Annotated in this window: 13 protein-coding genes and 3 pseudogenes; 6 read left to right on the plus strand and 10 right to left on the minus strand. The window is 55.4% G+C overall.

From position 1 onward, the window contains the following. Positions 1-317: 317 nt before the first annotated feature. Positions 318-537 (plus strand): annotated as a pseudogene (locus HWN72_RS14790) (transposase); the annotation flags it as partial. A gap of 205 nt (positions 538-742) precedes the next feature. Here HWN72_RS14790 and HWN72_RS14795 read toward each other — a convergent pair. From HWN72_RS14795 to HWN72_RS14815, 5 genes are read right to left on the minus strand one after another with little or no spacing between them, the layout of a single operon-like run. After that, positions 743-1,927 (minus strand): glycosyltransferase, encoded by a 1,185-nt coding sequence (locus HWN72_RS14795; protein ID WP_211150550.1) that lies wholly within the window; start codon positions 1,925-1,927, stop codon positions 743-745. Further along, positions 1,924-2,955: a glycosyltransferase family 2 protein gene (locus HWN72_RS14800; RefSeq protein ID WP_248006025.1), complete on the minus strand. Its 1,032-nt coding sequence runs from the start codon at positions 2,953-2,955 to the stop codon at positions 1,924-1,926. The genes HWN72_RS14795 and HWN72_RS14800 overlap by 4 nt, the downstream gene beginning before the upstream one ends. Then, entirely contained in the window at positions 2,909-3,526 is a 618-nt protein-coding gene (locus tag HWN72_RS14805) for a putative colanic acid biosynthesis acetyltransferase (RefSeq protein WP_211150551.1), read from the minus strand. The genes HWN72_RS14800 and HWN72_RS14805 overlap by 47 nt, the downstream gene beginning before the upstream one ends. Before the next feature lie 4 nt (positions 3,527-3,530). Continuing rightward, positions 3,531-4,343: a glycosyltransferase family 2 protein gene (locus HWN72_RS14810; protein WP_211150552.1), complete on the minus strand. Its 813-nt coding sequence runs from the start codon at positions 4,341-4,343 to the stop codon at positions 3,531-3,533. Positions 4,344-4,378: 35 nt separating this feature from the next. Then, positions 4,379-5,644, minus strand: coding sequence for a hypothetical protein (locus tag HWN72_RS14815; RefSeq protein WP_211150553.1), 1,266 nt, complete (start codon positions 5,642-5,644; stop codon positions 4,379-4,381). A gap of 176 nt (positions 5,645-5,820) precedes the next feature. On the opposite strand from HWN72_RS14815, the gene HWN72_RS14820 reads away from it, so the two are divergent. Further along, positions 5,821-7,776 (plus strand): right-handed parallel beta-helix repeat-containing protein, encoded by a 1,956-nt coding sequence (locus HWN72_RS14820; RefSeq protein ID WP_211150554.1) that lies wholly within the window; start codon positions 5,821-5,823, stop codon positions 7,774-7,776. A gap of 235 nt (positions 7,777-8,011) precedes the next feature. Here HWN72_RS14820 and HWN72_RS14825 read toward each other — a convergent pair whose 3' ends face one another. From HWN72_RS14825 to HWN72_RS14845, 5 genes and pseudogenes are all read right to left on the minus strand, one after another. Beyond that, entirely contained in the window at positions 8,012-9,169 is a 1,158-nt protein-coding gene (locus HWN72_RS14825; protein WP_211150555.1) for a hypothetical protein, read from the minus strand. 11 nt (positions 9,170-9,180) lie between these two features. Next, positions 9,181-11,382 (minus strand): polysaccharide biosynthesis tyrosine autokinase, encoded by a 2,202-nt coding sequence (locus HWN72_RS14830; RefSeq protein ID WP_211150556.1) that lies wholly within the window; start codon positions 11,380-11,382, stop codon positions 9,181-9,183. Between the two features lie 78 nt (positions 11,383-11,460). Next, a complete protein-coding gene (locus tag HWN72_RS14835) occupies positions 11,461-12,756 on the minus strand; it encodes an O-antigen ligase (RefSeq protein ID WP_211150557.1) in 1,296 nt (431 codons plus the stop codon). Between the two features lie 559 nt (positions 12,757-13,315). Beyond that, entirely contained in the window at positions 13,316-13,603 is a 288-nt protein-coding gene (locus tag HWN72_RS14840; RefSeq protein WP_211150558.1) for a transposase, read from the minus strand. Positions 13,604-13,621: 18 nt separating this feature from the next. Beyond that, positions 13,622-14,494, minus strand: a pseudogene (locus HWN72_RS14845) (IS630 family transposase); the annotation flags it as partial. A 120-nt stretch (positions 14,495-14,614) separates the two neighbouring features. On the opposite strand from HWN72_RS14845, the gene HWN72_RS14850 reads away from it, so the two are divergent. From HWN72_RS14850 to HWN72_RS14865, 4 genes and pseudogenes are all read left to right on the plus strand, one after another. Next, a complete protein-coding gene (locus tag HWN72_RS14850; RefSeq protein ID WP_211150559.1) occupies positions 14,615-15,322 on the plus strand; it encodes a polysaccharide biosynthesis/export family protein in 708 nt (235 codons plus the stop codon). Between the two features lie 105 nt (positions 15,323-15,427). Next, positions 15,428-16,251: pseudogene (locus HWN72_RS14855) on the plus strand (IS3 family transposase); the annotation flags it as partial. Positions 16,252-16,589: 338 nt separating this feature from the next. After that, positions 16,590-17,756, plus strand: a complete 1,167-nt coding sequence (locus HWN72_RS14860) for a nucleotide sugar dehydrogenase (RefSeq protein ID WP_211150560.1) — start codon at positions 16,590-16,592, stop codon at positions 17,754-17,756. Between the two features lie 79 nt (positions 17,757-17,835). Beyond that, complete coding sequence (locus tag HWN72_RS14865) at positions 17,836-18,669, plus strand: IS5 family transposase (protein ID WP_211150561.1); 834 nt, start codon at positions 17,836-17,838, stop codon at positions 18,667-18,669. The last annotated feature ends 22 nt before the right edge of the window (positions 18,670-18,691 follow it).

Below are 18,691 nucleotides of genomic sequence, written 5' to 3' on the forward strand. Positions count from 1 at the left end.
CACTGTGCGACGCACACGTCAAACCAACGTTTGGCACCGCATCAATTTCGTCAACCACTGCTCGAGATCCTCAACGTCTCGCGCAGATCTACCCCTCAAAAACCAACCAGAATACGTGGGGTCGGTGCAGCGGTTACGAACGATGCGCACCTTTTCGGATCGCGAGCCGAACAACATGGTCTTGTAGGTCTTCAACAACCTGGAGGCCGCCTCGAGTTCGGCCTCCAGTTCCGCCACCCGGCGGGTCATCCCATCGAGTGCGTCAGCCTGATTTTCCGGGGGGTGGGTCACCCGATTTTGTTAGCACACAATTGGACACATCGTGCCGCCCAGCCAATGCCAACCAGAGATCTGCCTCATCCTCCACAACGCTGCCTATTGGCTGTTGTGGCGCGTCCAGCAGGACATTCTCAAGGCCGCCGTGCTGGCTACCGCCCAGTTCGCGACCTTGCGTCTGTAGCTGCTCAAGCTCGCGCCTGCGTCATCGAGACCGCTTCGCGCATCCGCGTCGCCTTCGCTTCAGCCTGTCCTGAGGCCAGCGCCACCATAGCCAGCGCGGCAGTGCCGCAAAAAAAACGCGCGCCTTTGAGCTTAAACCCCGAAAGGCCCATCGATCCTGACGCGGTGAAAAACGCCGTCGAAGGAACTCGCCCACGTTACACGCACACCGACAAATCAAACCTGGTACAACCCAGTGCGGCGGACCCATGAATAAGCCGGGTTAGGCAAGAGCAAAACAGCGTCAGCTTGTCGATGCATCAATTTTCTGCTGGATGTGACTCAGCAGATTCCGAGCAGCTTGAACTACATGAAAGCGCGTAAGAAAACTAGCCCGCGCCGCATCACCCATAGCCTTTTGTTCGTCCGACGTCAGGGCAATAAAATGATTTAGCAGTGCCTTCGTACCCTCGACCGTGTCGTCTTCCACAAGCCCTGCATGATCGGCTACGACCTCACGCCAAATATTGACTTTGTTGCTGATAAGAACGGGCGTGCCGCATGCCATTGCCTCTGCCACGACGATGCCAAAATTCTCCTGATGAGATGGCAAAACAAACGCTTCGGCGGCGCGGAATGCGCCGGTCTTCACATCCCCCTTCAGCATGCCGGAGAAATGAATACGCTCTTCTACCCCCAGTTCAATAGTGCGCGAGCGAAGATCATTAACTAAGCCCGCCTGATCAGGCCCAGCAATTACCAAATCGAGCGACGGATTAGCCGCAGCGATTGTAGCAAAAGCCTCAATCAAAAGGTCACAGCCTTTCTTGGGATGAATCCGACTAAGGAAAAGGAGGAAGCGGCGACTGCCCAAAGCGGGTAACAGACTGCGAAACGCTGAAATCTGAGTGGCTGGATCGCCCGTCACATCGCTAGTGCCGTAGCCTACGACTTGTCCTTTTACATAATAGGGCCAAAAGGCTCCTTCAGCCAGCAATTTCTCCTCTTCCGTCGTGAACAAGACGTTAGTCGCATGGCGTAACAGCGGCCCTTCTGCCCATAGCCAAGATATCTGTTTGCCCCAATTCTTGAGAGGTGCGGTCCGCTTGAACCAAGGGTCCAACATACCATGTGTGAACACGAAATAGGGAACTGGCCCGCGCGCAAGTCCTTTCATTGCTCCGCGTGCGAAATATCGCCAGAGACCCGAGACAATAACCGCGTCGTACCGTGACGCATTTTCCTTGAGCCAAGAAATCATCCCAGGCGCATAGCGGTAGCGTTGAAGCAGCGATCTACCGTGAGGCGGACCAATACGAAACACTTCGCCCGGATAGTCCGGCAGGGGGTTGCTCTCCGGAGGATCGAGGGTCAGCAGATCCTGGCGATGACCGTCCGAAGCCCAGACTTCTGCAAAACGCCGCGCCCCTTCGATTGGGCCGCCGCCATGCAACTCCGCTGAAGCTATTATGCGTAAAATGCGGGTCAATTCGACTTCTCCATCGACAGACCGGTCAATTGGGTAAGGCGCGCAATTCTTTCACTATTATTACGGCAATCAGCAATACCGGCTTGCAGTTCTACGAACTTCGCACCTACCAGAAAACGATACCAGAATCCTTGCAAAAAATGATAAATTAAGCCAGGAGCACCATCAAGAAATCCCAGCTGTATAAAATATCTGTACAAAAAATATCCAGCAGGACCAACCCAAAATGGTAATTTATTGTAGAAATTTTCCTTCATCCATCGTTTGATCAATGCCTGGTGCGAAACTGCCTCTGACGAGAAACCCTCATCGCGCACGAACAAGCCGTATTTCTGGCTGAGTTGGTCGATCGCTTCTCTCGTCGCGTATTTATTATGCTTTTCCGTAAAGAATGTTAGATCGTTGATATTGATGTCCGAAAAACCACCGTCAAAGGTGACGGTACGGCCACCCCAGACAACGATATGCTCGTCCATCCAGCGGTCCTCGATCCTACCATGGTTGACCCGCCACACGCGCAACAGCCGCAAGGGGAAACGACCGCCGTGCTTGATCCAGCGCCCCATGAAGACATGCTTGCGATCAAAGTTGATACCCACGACATCCGCCGGCAGCATCGGCAGGTCCCGCATGAGCTTCGCACCCAAGTCCGCTTCGATCACTTCATCCGCATCGAGACGCATAACCCAACCGGTTGTAATGCCGCCGTTGTCTAGGCCCCACTGAAACTGCTTGGAATAATTCACGAACTTGTTCTCGAGAACGCGTGCCCCCGCTTTTTTGGCAAGGGCGACAGTATCATCGGTCGAAAAGCTATCGACTACGAGAATTTCGCGCGCAAAGGCCGCGATGCTCGCAATACTGCGCTCGATGTGACGAGATTCGTTAAATGTCAGGATAAGGACTGTCAGGTCTAGTTTATCTGAAGGAATGGATTCTATCGCCATCTGTCCCGCCGGCGCACTCAAACTGACCATAACATCACCTTGAAAGCTGTGAGAAAACAGGATTTGCGGCAGGTGCGTCATCGAAACGCAAGGCACGCGGTTTGACGGGAACTGCCGGATTGCCAGAATAGACCGTCCACGGTTGCAGATTACGCATTGCACAGGCCCGCGCCCCCAGCACGGCACCCTCGCCAACCGTTACCCCCGGACCGACGAACGCCTCCGCAGCGACCCATGCGCGCTGCTGCACTTCGATCGGGCGGACGCACAACTGAAAGTGCGGATCTTCGATGTCGTGGGTGCCGGCGCACAGATGCGCCCCCTGCGAGACAACGGCATACGCCCCGATTTTGATAGGCGCCATGGCATAGATGATGGTGCGCGGACCGATGGCTGAATGCTCTTCCATCACCAGATTGCCTGGCCACCATATACGAGCACTGCCATAGACCTTGGCCGTTGATGCTAACTTTGCACCGAAGCGGCGAAGCAACCAGCGGCGCCACCCCATCAGCGGCGGAGGGGTCCAAGCGGCTAACAGTCCCCAAACGATACCGAACGCCAGTCGGTACAGCCTGTTGTAAATTGAGAAGGTGGAACCACCTTGCCATGTTTCAGTAGTTTTCGCATCAAGCGGTGCGGAGGCTGTCATCGCATTAGCCTCTCAATCGCAGGATTTTAGCATAGCGTACGGCGAAGTTAACTGGCCACATCCACCCACCATGCGAGCGACAAAAATGCAGCCATTCGCCAACGGGTATCCCTTTGGGGTGAGTAAAAATGAACTTGCGATTAGCCCAAGTCAACGTACTGACCTTGGCATGAGCGATGTGGTTGAAATGTGTCCGCCCCACTGGCTCGCGCGACTGAAACAACTGATACCCGGCGTTGCGCGCCCGCAAACCATAATCAATGTCACCGGTATGGTGACGATATTTTTCAGACAAAATGCCCACCTCCGCTACAGCCTGCGCGGGGATCAGCACACAATTGCCGTTCATCGTGTCGCAGGGCTTTCCGTTATCCGGCGAACGCACAAAGCGCAATCGCGACAGACCTGGTACGACCGTAAAGCCGCCATAGGTCACTTTGCTGGTATCGGGGTCGACCACTTTGCCCACACTGATCACCTTCGGACCATGTGCCGCCTCCATCTCCTTTTGAAAATTGAACAATTGCGCAAGGCTGTCCGCCGACAGTTCGAGATCGTCGTTGAACAAGAGATAATAGTCAGCGCCTTGACCGAGCGCAGTCTGCCACGCCGTTCGCATCCCTCCGTTCCAAAACAGCGATCCGTTGCCATTAATGACCGTCACCTCCGGGAAATTTTGGCGCACTGCATCTCCGGTCCCGTCAGTTGAGCCATCGTCCACCAGATAGACGTGATAATCGAGGCCCGCAGCAGCTTCACGCAAAGCAGCAAGAGCCGCCAGCGTGGTCTCACGCCGGTTGAAGCATGTCGCCAGCACGGCGATGCTGCGCCCCTTATTCGCACTTAGCAAAACTAGGACCCTTTCTCTGAACGAAGCCGTGCACCTGCCATTTCACCGTTTAATAGCCTTGCCTTCGGAAACGCCATCTCGACCTCCGTTCGTCGTGTTGCCGAGCGAAAAACCCCACCCTTCCTGCTTATTATCGCATGGTAAATTGTAATAGTCATGCTGATCACGACAAACTTATCGACTGCAAAAAATGCGCCATTGAACATCATGCAAGACATTAAATATATGGAAACAATAATATCTCGCCGAACCAAGAATGCCAAGGCGATAATGAAGCCAGAAAAACCATATTGAAACAGAAGATTGAAGAAACCGTTCATTAGTAGAGCGGGTCCATTTGTTCCGATTTGCGCAGCGCCGGCCGAGATCGCCCGCTGAACGAGAGACGACGGCAAACCCAAGGGATACGTAGGCAAATACTCGGGCATCAGATACATCGGACCAAAGAATCGATCGAACACGGAGGCATCGCCGGTCGATGAGCCACCGCGCAACACGCGATCGACCACATTTAGCCGACCATCTAGAAGGGTTGCTTGAATGAGGATGGTCGCAACAGCGCCCAATGCCAAGAAGCCGAGGATTAAAAGCTTGTTTCGCCCTTTAACGATGCGGGTCACAAATATCCCGCTGAGCCCCCCCCCGAACACGACAAAGCTCGCCGCACGCGACAGTATGCCGACACTTATGACGATGACAATTGAACTCAGCATGCGCCTCGTACTGTCAAAGAAAGACAAGAGAATTAAAAGTATCGATGTGCAAATAAATGCTAAATAACTTGGTTCAGAAAATGTCGCAGCCGGCCGGATGTCCGAATAGATAAGATCGAGAGCGCCTGGAATAGTGTCGTCGCCAAAGGCATACGCTTCCTCGGGGAGGCCAAAATATACGCCTGACTTGAGCGCACCGATCTGAATAATGACCAAGGTCAGCAGAAAAGCGGCAACAACCCCCAAAGATACTGCAATCTTGGACATATTTACAGCAAGCGGACGAACCCGCGATCCAATGACAATTAGCAGCATAAGGATTCCAAACAGCGCTTCTCGCCCAGATCTCAAGAAATCATGGTCGAAATCAACGCTCCGCTCGAAAATCAGCGGCAAGAACATTAGCAAGAATATAAAAGGCACCCATGGCTGGCTTTTAAAGCCAGCAATCAATTGATGGCGCAAGCGTATTAATAGGATCGACGCGCTCAAAACAGCTACAGACAGCCAATAAGTATAGCCAACTTGGATGAATATTATCAGCATCAGCAACAAAACGTCTAATCTCCACGGCAAAACTCTGCCGCGAGAAGGCGCCCTGCACGAGGGTTCTTGTCTAATAATTTGGAAAGTTGCGATGGGAACCCCCACACCAGTTAATGGCATTGCTATCCGAAAATTTCGCCCATAGCTTCCAACGATGGAGCTAAGCGCCGGAAGGGAACGTGTCAATGAAGGCCATTCGTGCCAGACGATCCTCATTCAAACCTATCTTCTGCTTGGGAACAAACCTGCTGGCCATCTCCTTGACCGGAAATGCCGCAGAAGCGCGGGTCGTTCAAGTTGGCAACGCCGATTACCCTACGCTCGCTTCAGCTGTCGCTGCGGTGCCAGACCTCAGATCCGGGATGAACGCTAGCGAAGCGCTCGAACTTGTCCTTCCACCGGGTGTTGTGAGGTTAACCGCACCGGTCGTCATAGATGCGACTCATGGTGGGACCGCCCTAAATCCGCTTCTCATTCGGGGCGCCGCGGATGGCAGCACCGTACTGACAGGCGCCATTGTACTTACCGCCCGCCCTGCCCGCATCGCTGACGCGCCCGGCATTCCCTTAGCCTCAGGGACGCTTGCTCTCGATCTGCCGATGTCGCTAGGCGACCTCTCGATCGAACGGCGCAATCCGCATATTGCGACGCCAGTGAAAAGCGTTCAAATCTTTCAAGCTGGCACTTGGCTGCCGCTAAGTCGCTGGCCCTTAGCCGGCTCAGCTATAGGCGCAACCGCGGTTGGTTCAACTAACAACTCCGCTATCATCCCCCTCCCTCCCACAGCACCGAAATTTCTCCACAACGAGGAAGCTCTGATGGCATCCGGCTATTGGGGCGCGGACTGGGAATATGAGCGATTGCCGATACAGTCGATGGCTGTGGACGGCCTTCATCTCGCTGCGCTCCAGTCCCAGCAGCCCATCCGACCACACGTGCGTTTTTGGGTCGAAAATGGCGTTTCCATTCTTTCGCCAGGCCATATCGCGATCGTACCGTCGCGTCGAATAGCGCTCCTCCTTCCAATGGCCGGTGCAAGAATCTTCGAAGCGACCCTTGCGCAGGAACTGGTGCGGTTGGATCATGCAGCCAATGTCACGATTAGCAATATTGCTCTAACCCAGAGCGGTGGCAAATTGCTGGCCATCTCCGGCGCTCAGGATATTCGGATCGATAATTGCCACTTGAGCAATGCGGCAGGCGATGGTCTCGTCGTAAACGGAGGAACAAACGTCCTAATCACCCGAACTTCCGTCAGCCATATCGGTGAACGTGGCGTCGTCCTCAGCGGCGGCGTGCGGCAATCCCTGACGCCGGGCGGCCACGCCTTTGCTGACGGCTATGTCTCGGACTTCGGCCGTCTCGAGCCAAGCTACCGGCCCGCCGTCTATATCTTGGGTGTTGGTAATCGCCTGTCCGGAACGGTCATAGCCGATGGGAAACATGCCGGAGTTGTCTTAGACGGTAACAACCATATCGTCACTGATAATGAGATCAAACATGTCCTGCAGGACACCGATGACGCGGGCGCCATCTACATGGGGGCGGATTGGACCCAGCGCGGCAACATCATCTCTGATAACTTTATTCACGACCTTGGATCTGATGACCGGGCGACCCATTTCTTGTCTGCCGTTTATCTCGACGACCAGTTCAGCAGCGCGACCATCAGCGGCAATGTGATCGTTGGTGGCGATTACGGTGTGGTCATCGGCGGCGGTCGCGACAATAGGGTGGTGGGCAACCTCATCGCCTTTGGCCGCAGAGGCGCCTTGTCTTTCGATAGCCGCGGTGCCGCAAAGCAAATCGGCCGTCTTGCCGAATTCACGCGTAAACTGCAAAATATGCCCACCCAATCGGCTCTTTGGCGTAGCCAATATCCCGCGCTAGCAACTCTCAATGCGGGCCATTATGGCAAAGCAGAAGGAAATGTCTGGTACGACAATCTTATTTTCAGAAGCGAGAGTTCAATTGGACCTGTCATATCTGCAACAGACGGAGACCTGAAACTGCTTGCTCAAGGAAACAATGTCGAACGACGTGTGCCCGTGCAGAAGGGATCAGAAACGAGTATCGTCCACCAACCCGTCCTACCCGAAAAGTTTCGCATTGTTGTGCGTCCACGTCGGACAAAGCAATAATGGCAAGGTGAGAGAGTCCCGACTTCTTGTTCGGTTTGGCGCTGAGTTAGACGGTAATCCCGTTTGTCTTTCAAATCGCCCTTCGGCCAGGCGTTTCCCCACTGACCCCCGGCCTGCAACTCGCCAGTACAAGAGGCCCGGGTTTTCGGCGAGGGGACTCTTCATTCCGGTTAATCAACTAGAACGAGGATCAACGTTTAGCCGATAAGGGGTTGGTTATGCGCGTAACTCGCTCTCATTCTTCGAAGCGCGACAAATGTATCATGCCAATATCTCCTGCACCTGCCTGCACGACAATGCTTAACTCTTGTACGGGGCATGTCGTTGGAATGGCGAAAGACCGTTGTCCGTCAATTACGGCGTCTAACTTTACTTCGGGCTTCGGACCACCAGCAGTGATGCAAACGATGCGCCACTTCGCATCGGAATGTTTCGCGACCCTACCTACTCTGGCTATGTAGCTATCTGGGGCAAGGGTCAGATACCGTCGTGCGATCACCTGAGACAAAGGATCGGAGCTCGAGTAATGCAGGACAGCATCTTCACGTTCCTGTCGGATATCGACATCCACGCCAGCGTTTTCGGGATAGCGCCAGTCGAAGGGGCCGGGAAGGACAGACATAGGCGCAAAGGCGATATTGTTCAGAGACGAGCGACGCCGGGATGAACACAATGCGTCCCATACATTCGATGCAGAACTGCCTCTGCCGCTCCTCACGAGACCATACGCCTGCACTGAAAACTTTGAACAGTCGAATTTACTGCGGTTTGCCGCAATTCGTCTCGCCAGTCGATTAACTGTCCGTTCCGGCAAGCTCGTAGCGGCCCAACCTAAGAAATCGGTATCCAGATATCTATCGTCCTCAATCAACGTGCTTTCGAACGCTGAAAGACCGCCAGGCTCCTCAAGAGTCGCCCGGGTCAGACCCTTGAGCCAGTCGGCCCGTTCGCCTATTCGCCACAAAGCCACTACCCGATTTGCCGCAATTTCTGGAGTATCGTGGTTCAGTGCCGATAAGACCACGACACGCTGGACAAAGCGATCGCGCCACCCACGACCTGCTGCAATCTGGAGAGCCGCTAAACCAGCTTCCTCCTCGCCATTCATCAACAGTCCGCCTGCATATAATGATAGTGATTCAGCGGGAATGGGGCGCCGTTCAACTAATTTACGAGCAAGATCTTGGCCTTGCACGCTTTCATTGCGCTCGAATGCAACCTTAGCGAGATTTTCTAGTGCATCGCCCTTAATCAGATCGGGAACCATCTTCGCTGTCCGAAGGTCGAACCGACCTTGACGATCGAGTTCGACACAGACAGCAAAGAAAGCGATGACAGCTATGACCGAATACCAAGCCAAGTCAAAAGCGATGCTAACGGACTTGCGCGTCACCGCCCGCCCTTTCACTTCTCACTCGAACCGTAACTGTAATAATTGTAAGCGTAATACGCGTACTCGTCGTCTCCAACCCTAGGCTCGAAGCGGTTCAACACAACGCCCAGAATATTGGCGTTGATGAGAGCAAGACGGCGCAGCGCCGCCTTGACGGCGCCGCGGTGGAAGCCCGAGCCATCAATGACGAAGAGTATACCGTCAGCATGACTTGCAAGGATCACTGCGTCAGACAGGCCCAGCAAAGGTGCCGAGTCAACGATAACGGCTTCGTATCGTTCACGGGCTTGCTTGAAGAAAGTAGGAACGCCCTCACCGGACAAAATGAGAGCCGGGTCGGGGGGAGTGGGCAAACCAGAGATGTAATCGAGATTATCAATTTCAGATCGTACCACGACCTGATCGAAACTCTTGTTACCTGTAAGGAGGTCAGTCAGACCAGATTTGCCGTCTGTACCCATTATGCGGTGCAGAGTCGGACGCCTGAGGTCCATATCTACAAGCAGCACCTTTTTACCAAGGCTCGCGATGTCGCGAGCAACGGTCCGCGCCGTAGTAGACTTACCCTCGCCTTCGCGCGCACTGGTGATACACAGCACCTGGGGGAGCCCTGTCGCAGTCGAATAACGCAAGTTCGTAACCAGCGAACGGTATGCCTCGCTGGCACCGGATCGCCGATTTGCAATCGTCTCGTCGACGTCCTCGCCGTCCTTCATTTTCGGGATGAGACCGAGGAGACGCATGTCGAGTTTGCGTTCGACGTCCTCCGGCGTGCGAATGGCATCGTCGAATATCTCACGCAAAAACACTGCCGCGACCGCGAAAATGATGCCTAGAATGAATGCAATCGCGAGATTGATCACTAGCCTTGGCGACGCAGGGTTTCGCGGAGTTTCTGCTCGATCAACGATGGTGATATTGTTGTTGGATGCTCCAGCCGTAGCGCTGATCTGATTGTAGCGCGAAAGTAGCGTTTCGTAGAGCGCACGGTTTGTGTCGGCTACTCGCTTCAATACTGAATACTGAACACCGCGATCTTGCTCGCCAAGCGCCTCGTTACGCAAGGTTTCGACTTGACCGGTGAGCGACTTCTCACGTTCCAGCGCAGACTGATAATCCAAGTATGAAGTCTTCTTGATTGTTTCTGCAAGCATGTTGATACGGCGATCGAGTTCCGCGATCTGGGCACGCTTCGACTTGACGGTGGAATACCCCTCAAGGTGGCGAGATTGCTCCTCCGCCAGGTCGCCCTCAATCTTTGTCTTCTCGCTAATGAGTTGCTGGACGGCCGAGTTCGTATTGACTTCAGGTACGCTCAAGGCAGGCTGCTTTGCCAAAATGTTCCAGCGATCTTCTGCCGCAATGCGCTCAGCCACCGCCTTTGAAGCCGAATCGTTCAATTGCATCAACGTACTGTTTGTAACGGACAGGGCTGCTTCCTGCGTCCCCCCTTCGCCTTGGCTAGTGACACGGATCAGGCCTGCCGCTCGAGCGTACTGGTTAAGGTCGCGCTCGGACTGAGTCAGTTTGGCGCGCGCCTCGGAAAGCTGGTCGCCAAGAAACCTTCGAGCATAGGCCGAACTTTGATACTTCTGGTTCAGATTATACTCAACGAAGCGGTCGGCATAAAGGTTTGCAACTTTTTCAGCCAGATGCGCGTCACGGCTGGTGATAATTATTGTCGCGATACGGCTGTCGGGAGGGAGATCAACTTGGAGACCGTCAAGGAGAATGTTGACCGCTGACTCCTGACGCGATGCCGCAAAATGCTTGCCGCTGGTATCGGCCTCCGCCGGCACTGCCGCGCCAAACGCCTCAAAAAACTGAGGATCCCGATCGAGGCCTCCGCTTTGGACTACGAGGCGGGCAAGCGATCGACTTTGGATGATACCGAGTTGCGTTTTCAGGAAACGATCGGTGTCCCAACTCGCCCCTACTTTTTGCAGTTCGCTACCTTCGATGATTTGATCGGCTTGGTCCTCGATCAAAACCCGCGCATTCGCCTTATACTTTGGCGTAATGAGAAGAGTAAGGCCTACACCGGCGATCATCGTGCCAAGCAAAATAGCACCGATCAGCACAATGTTACGACGGATCGCCTGAAGGACAGTCTTGAAGACGGCCGCAAAATCGGGACCATCCCCGTAATCTTCGGGACTGCCTTCGACGACATCCCTGTCGAAACCAACGTTTTGCAAGTCTTTCCCCGCCATTTAATTGCGGCGCAAAGGAATGCGCCACATCGAGTTCACTCACAGCCTTCAAGTTGCAGATTTTCCGCAAACTGCAAGCTACCGCTTCCTTGCCTCCACCTTCGTATCAGCAGTGGTCCGCGAAAGCAAAATCCCAAGCATCAGTCCTGCCACGCATAGCAGAGTCTGGCTGCGCAAGGGATAATCCAAAATCGACTGAAACGCCAAAAGCATGAAAACGGCCGAGGCAGCAACCCTAGGACCGCGGTCAGTCGACTTACGGACGGCACGCCATGCCGCAATAACCATGACGATGATCCAGCTGCCGACCAAAAATGGCCCCATTACACCTGATTCGAGCGTAATTTCGAGATACTCGTTATGCGCGCGGGCCGCTCTTCCAGGGCTCAGATTCTCGAGCGATTCGTCGAGTTGGAACACTTCATCAAATGTGCCTATGCCGCTACCTACCGGCCAAAATCGCGCGATTGATAACTGAGTGTCCTGCCAAATCGCTGGCCTGGCATCCTCCATCGTATCGAACCGTGATAGGCTGCGCTGAATCTTGACATTGTCCGCCAACAAGCAGGTTGTAGCCGTGACGAGCCCGAGCCCAGCGGCCAAGGCGATTACACGGGAGCGGTGCGCGAATAATGCATGGCGCAACGCCCAAAGATACACAAAAAGCATCGCGGCTGGAACGACAACGAGCGTCATGCTTGAGCGCGATTGCGTCAGAAACAGTCCCAGTCCAAATAAAATACCAAGGGCGACACCAATCATGAGGTGCAAGGGGTTATGAAGTGGCCGCCAAAGCAGGCCGATTACCGCACAAAGGGCAACGTTCATAAATAATCCGGCGGTGTTGCGATTGGCGAAAGTGCCATGAAGATCTTGCGAGCCGACCGCCTCCGCGTACAACATGAATTGGCGGTTTCCGAATGCCAACTGCTGTGTCCCAAGAATGATCTCCATGATGCAGGAGCCCACCAAAACAATCAGTAGTGTTCGGAAAACGGAGTCGTTTGCTCGCCAAGTCAAGATAAGAATTGCTAATGGCGGCATTAACGACAGAAAAGCGATGAAGGTTCGGCGCACGTTCAAGGAAAACGGCATCCAATCATTCGTATGGCCGACGAGAGCAAGCGACTGAACTGCCAGATTCCTGCCGGGCAGTTGTTGCCAAACCAATGGCGGGAGCGGAATGCACTGCACTAGCGGCAGGAGAATGGTGACCACGAGCACTATCGCAAATGCGCGCGGCGCTTGGCTAAAAAATTCCAAAAGAGCACGCCTATGAAATGCCAGCACCGCGAGGGCCGCAAGCTGAACCACAAGGTTCGCTACTCCGGCAGCGGACCCGCCGCCGCCAAAACAGACAGCAACGATCAGCAACACAGCAGCTACTAGGGTACGATGTTCCGATGACATCCAACCGGCGCTACCACGATCCTTTAGGCCCCTTTGCACCAGCAGACCGCTCCTAAACATTCAAGACGATGGGAGACAGAAAGCGCTCCACCCTTGACCTAACCAAGAAACAGGAGCCCAATTGCCCAGAAAAGATCAAGACGGTTCGATTTGTCACCGGAAGCTTTGCCCTGCTACGAACGGCCATCGACTGGCGCCCCGCTCCGGACGATACTTTGGCAACAGCTCCAGCAGCATGCAATTTAGTGGAGCCAGCTTATGCAGCTAGCGGGGAAACAATAGGGAAGGCGGCCGTCATTGCCCCAAAAGCAAGCGCAAGCTTCATACTGCCTCCTAAAATTGACTGTCGACGTGATCTCCGTGCTGCCCTACCGCAGCGCACAATGAAACGCAAAACCAAATGCGGTGTTTCTCCTCCGTGGTTTTCCGTAGCAATAGCTTCTGATAAGGTTGACGGGTGTCAACGGGCACCGAACGTTCCCGAGATGTGGGCTCTCTCGCACTTTTGGCGCTGTTCAGGCCATCACGCGAGTCGCAGGAGATCCAAGCCCGCGCGGCCATACATCGACCGCTTGATGAGCTTGATCTTGTTGATTTTCCCTTCGACTGGCCCCGTACTCCGTGGAAGGTCGATCGCGGCACGGACAGCGTCTAAATCGCGCATGAGGCCGCGAGCAAAGGACGCGATGGGGCTTTCAAGAGCGGATGCCAACCATCCATCGAGTGTGTCGGCTTTGCGCTCGACCAGTAAGTCATGGAACTCGCGTCGGAGATCAGCAGCCTGCGCAATCGCCGGTGAGGCGGTGCGCAAGGCATTGATGTGCGTATTCTAGTGGCAGGAATCTAACACTTGATGCCCGCGCCTGACGGCGGCGATGATCTTATCTGGGTCTGCGGTCCAGACGAATGGCTTTGGGCTTTCATTGTGCTCGACAAGGAAGCGGTTGATGGCCGCCTGGAGGTCGATGAGCGAGTGGAAGACGCCGCGTTTGAGACGGCGGTTGGTCAGCTTGGCGAAGAAGCCCTCAACGGCATTCAGCCATGAGCATGAGGTTGGCGTAAAGTGGAAGGTAAAGCGCGGGTGCCGGCCGAGCCACTCGCGCACTTTGGGATGCTTGTGGGCAGCGTAGTTATCGAGGATGACGTGGATCGCCTTTCCTGCGGGCACCTGTGCTTCGATCAGGTTCAGAAAACGGATGAATTCCTGATGACGGTGCCGCTGCATGTTGCGGCCGATTACGGTGCCATCGAGCACGTTGAGCGCAGCAAAGAGCGTGGTTGTGCCATTGCGCTTGTAATCGTGGGTCATGGTTCCGGCCCGTCCCTTCTTGGGCGGGAGGCCAGGCTGCGAGCGATCGAGCGCTTGGATTTGGCTTTTTTCGTCGAATGACAGCACGATCGCGTGCGCGGGCGGCGAGACATATAGCCCGACGACATCGCGAAGCTTTTCGACAAACTTCGGATCATTCGATAGCTTGAATTGGCGAACGCGGTGGGGTTGCAGGCCATGAGATCGCCAGATCCGCTGCACCGAACTGACGCTGATCCCAACCTCGCTCGCCATCATCAGCGCCGTCCAATGGGTGGTCTTGCCGGGCGGATCTTCGAGCGTCCGAGCAACGACCCGGTCGGTCACCTCGGGAGCCAAGGGCGGGATCCGCGACGGACGGGTCTTGTCGCGAAGCAGTCCTTCGACCCCTTGACCTCTTTGCGATTAAACGACCCTGTCCGAAAAACCGGCACCACCTCAGGCTTGCGCAAGCCCCTCGTCCTGACTACGCGTGAACCTCAATCAGCCATGACTGCATGGAGACCTTCAGTAGTGCAAACGTTCAAGATCGCGCTCACGCTCGGCAGCATAGTTGCAGGCTCCGCTCTCGGAGGCTGCGCCAGCACTTCAAACAACCCCAGCTTGCCACGAGGTTCCGCAGCCTATCAGGTAATTCCTCCGACAGTTCCCGTTCCCAACGCCTATCCGGTACGTCCCAAGGACAAGCTTACTTTGCGTGTCTTCAACGAGCCTGACATCTCCCAGGACGAACTGCGCGTAGATGATGTCGGAATGATCCAGATACCGCTGATTGGATCGGTGAAGGCCGAAGGTCGGAGCGTAGACGAATTGTCATCTGACATCGCAGCTCGGCTTGGCACGCGATACATAAAAAATCCGCAGGTAGCGGTTTCCGTAAAGGAACCAGCGCCTAGCTATGTTTCGGTGGAAGGCGAGGTTGAGAAACCGGGCGTTTATGAAATCGATGGGCGCACCACATTACTTGCTGCGCTTGCACGGGCCGAAAGCCCCACGGCGACTGCGAAGTTGAATGAAATCGTGGTGTTCCGAACTATCAATGATCAGCGGATGGTCGCGCGCTTCAATCTAAAAGAGATTCGTGTCGGGCTAACCCCAGATCCGATGATCCTGGATGGCGACGTGGTAATGGTTGGATACTCCCGCTCCAAAGGTCTCTGGCAAGACATCTTGAAGACCGCGCCAATCTTCAACGCGTTCGCAGTCGTCGCAACTCGATAATTTCAGTCCATCTCAGCTGCGTCAAGCGTATCTAGGGAAGGGCTTTTCCCAGGTTTTCTGGCGTGCTTGCGACGAGCTAGGCTCAGTACCTGTTCAGTGTGTGCTCGGGCGTGCAACCTGGTTGGCGTGAGCCGGCGGGTCATCCGGTATCGATCGTCGCGTCCGGACGATGGTCCGCTGCGACAGCGGCTGCGCGAGTTGGCGGCCGAGCGTCGCCGCTTCGGCTATCGGCGTCTCGGGTATCTTCTGGCTCGCGAGGGCATGACGCCCAACCACAAGAAGCTGCTGCGGGTCTATCGCGAGGAGAACCTGCGGGTCCGTCGCCGTGGCGGCCGCAAGCGCGCCCTGGGCACGCGGGCCCCGATGGTGCTGCCGGACAGGCCGAACCAGCGTTGGTCGCTCGACTTCGTCTCCGACACCCTGACGTGCAGCCGGCGGTTCCGCATCCTGTGCGTGGTCGACGACTACACGCGGGAATGCCTGGCGCTGGTGGCCGACACGTCGCTGTCGGGTGTGCGGGTCGCGCGGGAGCTGACGCGGCTGATCGGGATACGCGGCAAGCCGCATACGGTGGTCAGCGACAGCGGCACCGAGCTGACCTCGTCGGCCATCCTGCGCTGGTCGCAGGAACGGCGGGTCGAGTGGCATTATATCGCACCCGGCAAGCCGATGCAAAACGGCTTCGTCGAGAGCTTCAACGGGCGTCTGCGCGACGAATGCCTCAACGAGACCCTGTTCACACGTCGCTGCCGCATGCTCGCTTCGTGCTCGATGCCTGGCGGCACGATTACAACTACGTCAGGCCACACTCGAAACTGGGCGGGAGAACCCCCGCCGAGAAAGCCGGCCAACCTGTCCGGGGGCATGCCCCCGGACAGGTTGCCATCACCTCACCCAACCATCATGAAGGAGCCGGACTCTACCTCTGACTGGTAACAATCAGGGGAGCACGTCATGTCAGCTCAAAATCTGCTTACCAACGGAGTTGCGATTAGACGACCGCATCAGTTCAATAGGAAAAACGCCGAGCTTCGCCGGGTGCGCGCATACTGATGCCGAGCCTTCTACCATCCGCCCCCTTCCGAAGCGGAAGGAACCGCGTTTGTGCTCGGAGACAAAGGCGTTGACGGGCAGTGCTGCAACGCGGAATAGACCGGAGCGAGTGATTGGACAGATGCAGGATGTGGCGTGTATATGAGCGCCTATTGTCCAGAAATACGTCTGTCTAGAAACTTGCGTAAAATTATGCTCACGAGGCACCCCGCAAATGAAGATTGCAGTTTTTGGTCTGGGCTACGTCGGCCTTTCGAATGCGGCTCTACTTGCCCAGCATAATCAAGTCGTAGCGATGGATCTTGTAGCGGAACGCGTCAATTTGCTCAACGCTCGCAAATCCCCGATTGTTGACGCCGAACTGGAAGATTTTCTCGCCACGCGAAAGCTTGATCTTGTGGCGACGCTGGACGCCGAAAACGCTTTAAAAGACGCGGTGTATGTAATTGTCGCCACCCCCACCAATTACGACCCCGAAACGAATAAGTTCGACACCTCTTCAGTGGAGGCCGTGATCCAGGCCGCCATTGCGATCAATCCGGAGGCAACCATTGTCGTTAAATCCACTGTCCCTGTTGGATTTGTCGATGAGACCCGCCAACGCCTTGGAACCGAACAGGTTATTTTCAGCCCCGAATTCTTGCGGGAGGGCCGCGCGCTCTATGATAATTTGTATCCGTCGCGCATAATCGTCGGCGAACGATCCGAGCGCGCCCGCATCTTCGCAGACCTACTGCGCAACGGCGCCGTCAAGGCCGATATTGAAGTACTGTTTACCGACGCCCGCGAAGCGGAAGCGATAAAGCTGTTTGCCAACACCTATCTCGCAATGCGCGTCGCATTTTTCAACGAACTGGATAGCTACGCCATCGCGGGGAGTATGGATACGCGCCAGATTATCAGCGGAATCGGCCTCGACCCTAGGATTGGGGCGCATTACAACAATCCGAGCTTTGGTTATGGCGGGTATTGCTTGCCGAAGGACACCAAGCAGTTGCTTGCGAACTATTCGGACGTTCCGCAAAACCTGATCCGAGCGATCGTGGACGCCAACCGTACTCGCAAGGACTTTCTCGCCGACCAGATAATCGCGAAGAAACCTAGAAAGGTTGGCGTTTTCCGGCTCGTCATGAAGGCGGGGTCTGATAATTTCAGACAGTCGTCGATCCAAGGGATCATGAAACGCATTAAGGCGAAAGGGATCGAAGTGGTGATCTATGAACCCTCTATGCAGGCCGATGAGTTTTATGGCTCCAAAATTCTGCGCGATCTTGCGGCCTTCAAGCGAGAGTGCGACGTCATAGTCGCCAACCGTATGACCACAGACATCGACGATGTGAAAGACAAGGTCTTCACGCGCGACCTATTTGGATCCGACTAACTCAGAGCCCGCCCCGAAAGTTGTTGAGTAATACCAGCCATTTATGATTCACGCCTTCCTGCGAGAGATGGAGTGATCAATGGCATGGACTGGTGTTGCCCGGCAGGAGCATAGCCGGAAAGGATTGCGCTACTCCAGCGATATGACGGAGCGGCAGTGGGAATTGGCGGCGCCGTTTATCCCGCCAGCCAAGCGCGGAGGTCGACGTCGCACGACGGACATGCGCGAAGTGATGAATGCCTTGCTTTACATTGCGGCAAGCGGCTGCGCTTGGAGGCTTCTGCCCAAATGCTTTCCACCGGTCTCGACGGTGCAGCGCTACTTCTACGCGTGGCGCAACACCGGTCTGCTCCAAGCCATGAACACGGTGCTGGTAATGAACCTGCGCGAGATCGAAGGGCGCGACGCCTCGCCGAGTGCCGGTGTGATCGACAGCCAATCAGTGAAAACCACCGAAAGCGGCGGCCCTTGCGGGTATGACGCGGGCAAGAAGATCAAGGGCCGCAAGCGCCACATCCTGACGGACACTTGCGGCTTTCTCATATTCATCCTCGTCCACACCGCCGATATTCAGGACCGCGATGGTGCCGTCGATGTCCTCAAGACCGTGCGCAAACGTTTCCCGTGGCTACGCCATGTCTTTGCGGATGGAGGCTATGCCGGCGACAAGCTCCGTGCAGGCCTCCTTGGATCGGGAACCTGGACGATCGAGATCATCAAGCGCTCTGACAAGGCAAAGGGCTTCCAGGTTCTCCCTCGGCGATGGGTCGTCGAACGCACCTTCGCTTGGCTTGGCCGATGCCGCCGCCTCGCCAAAGACTGGGAAGCCACCATCGCATCGTCAACGGCGTGGGCCACCATCGCCTCCATCCGCATGCTCACCCGCAGAACTGCAAGGTATTGCTACGGTTGAGGAACTTCCGAGTCAGGCACTT

This window comes from Novosphingobium sp. HR1a (assembly GCF_015594425.1).
Lineage (GTDB): Bacteria > Pseudomonadota > Alphaproteobacteria > Sphingomonadales > Sphingomonadaceae > Novosphingobium > Novosphingobium resinovorum_A.

What these genes read in the sequence shown, in the direction of transcription:
- HWN72_RS14800 (WP_248006025.1), bottom strand. Translation starts at nt 2,955, where the DNA reads ATGACGCACCTGCCGCAAATCCTGTTTTCTCACAGCTTTCAAGGTGAT.
- HWN72_RS14805 (WP_211150551.1), bottom strand. Translation starts at nt 3,526, where the DNA reads ATGACAGCCTCCGCACCGCTTGATGCGAAAACTACTGAAACATGGCAA.
- HWN72_RS14820 (WP_211150554.1), top strand. Translation starts at nt 5,821, where the DNA reads ATGAAGGCCATTCGTGCCAGACGATCCTCATTCAAACCTATCTTCTGC.
- HWN72_RS14830 (WP_211150556.1), bottom strand. Translation starts at nt 11,382, where the DNA reads ATGGCGGGGAAAGACTTGCAAAACGTTGGTTTCGACAGGGATGTCGTC.
- HWN72_RS14860 (WP_211150560.1), top strand. Translation starts at nt 16,590, where the DNA reads ATGAAGATTGCAGTTTTTGGTCTGGGCTACGTCGGCCTTTCGAATGCG.
- HWN72_RS14865 (WP_211150561.1), top strand. Translation starts at nt 17,836, where the DNA reads ATGGCATGGACTGGTGTTGCCCGGCAGGAGCATAGCCGGAAAGGATTG.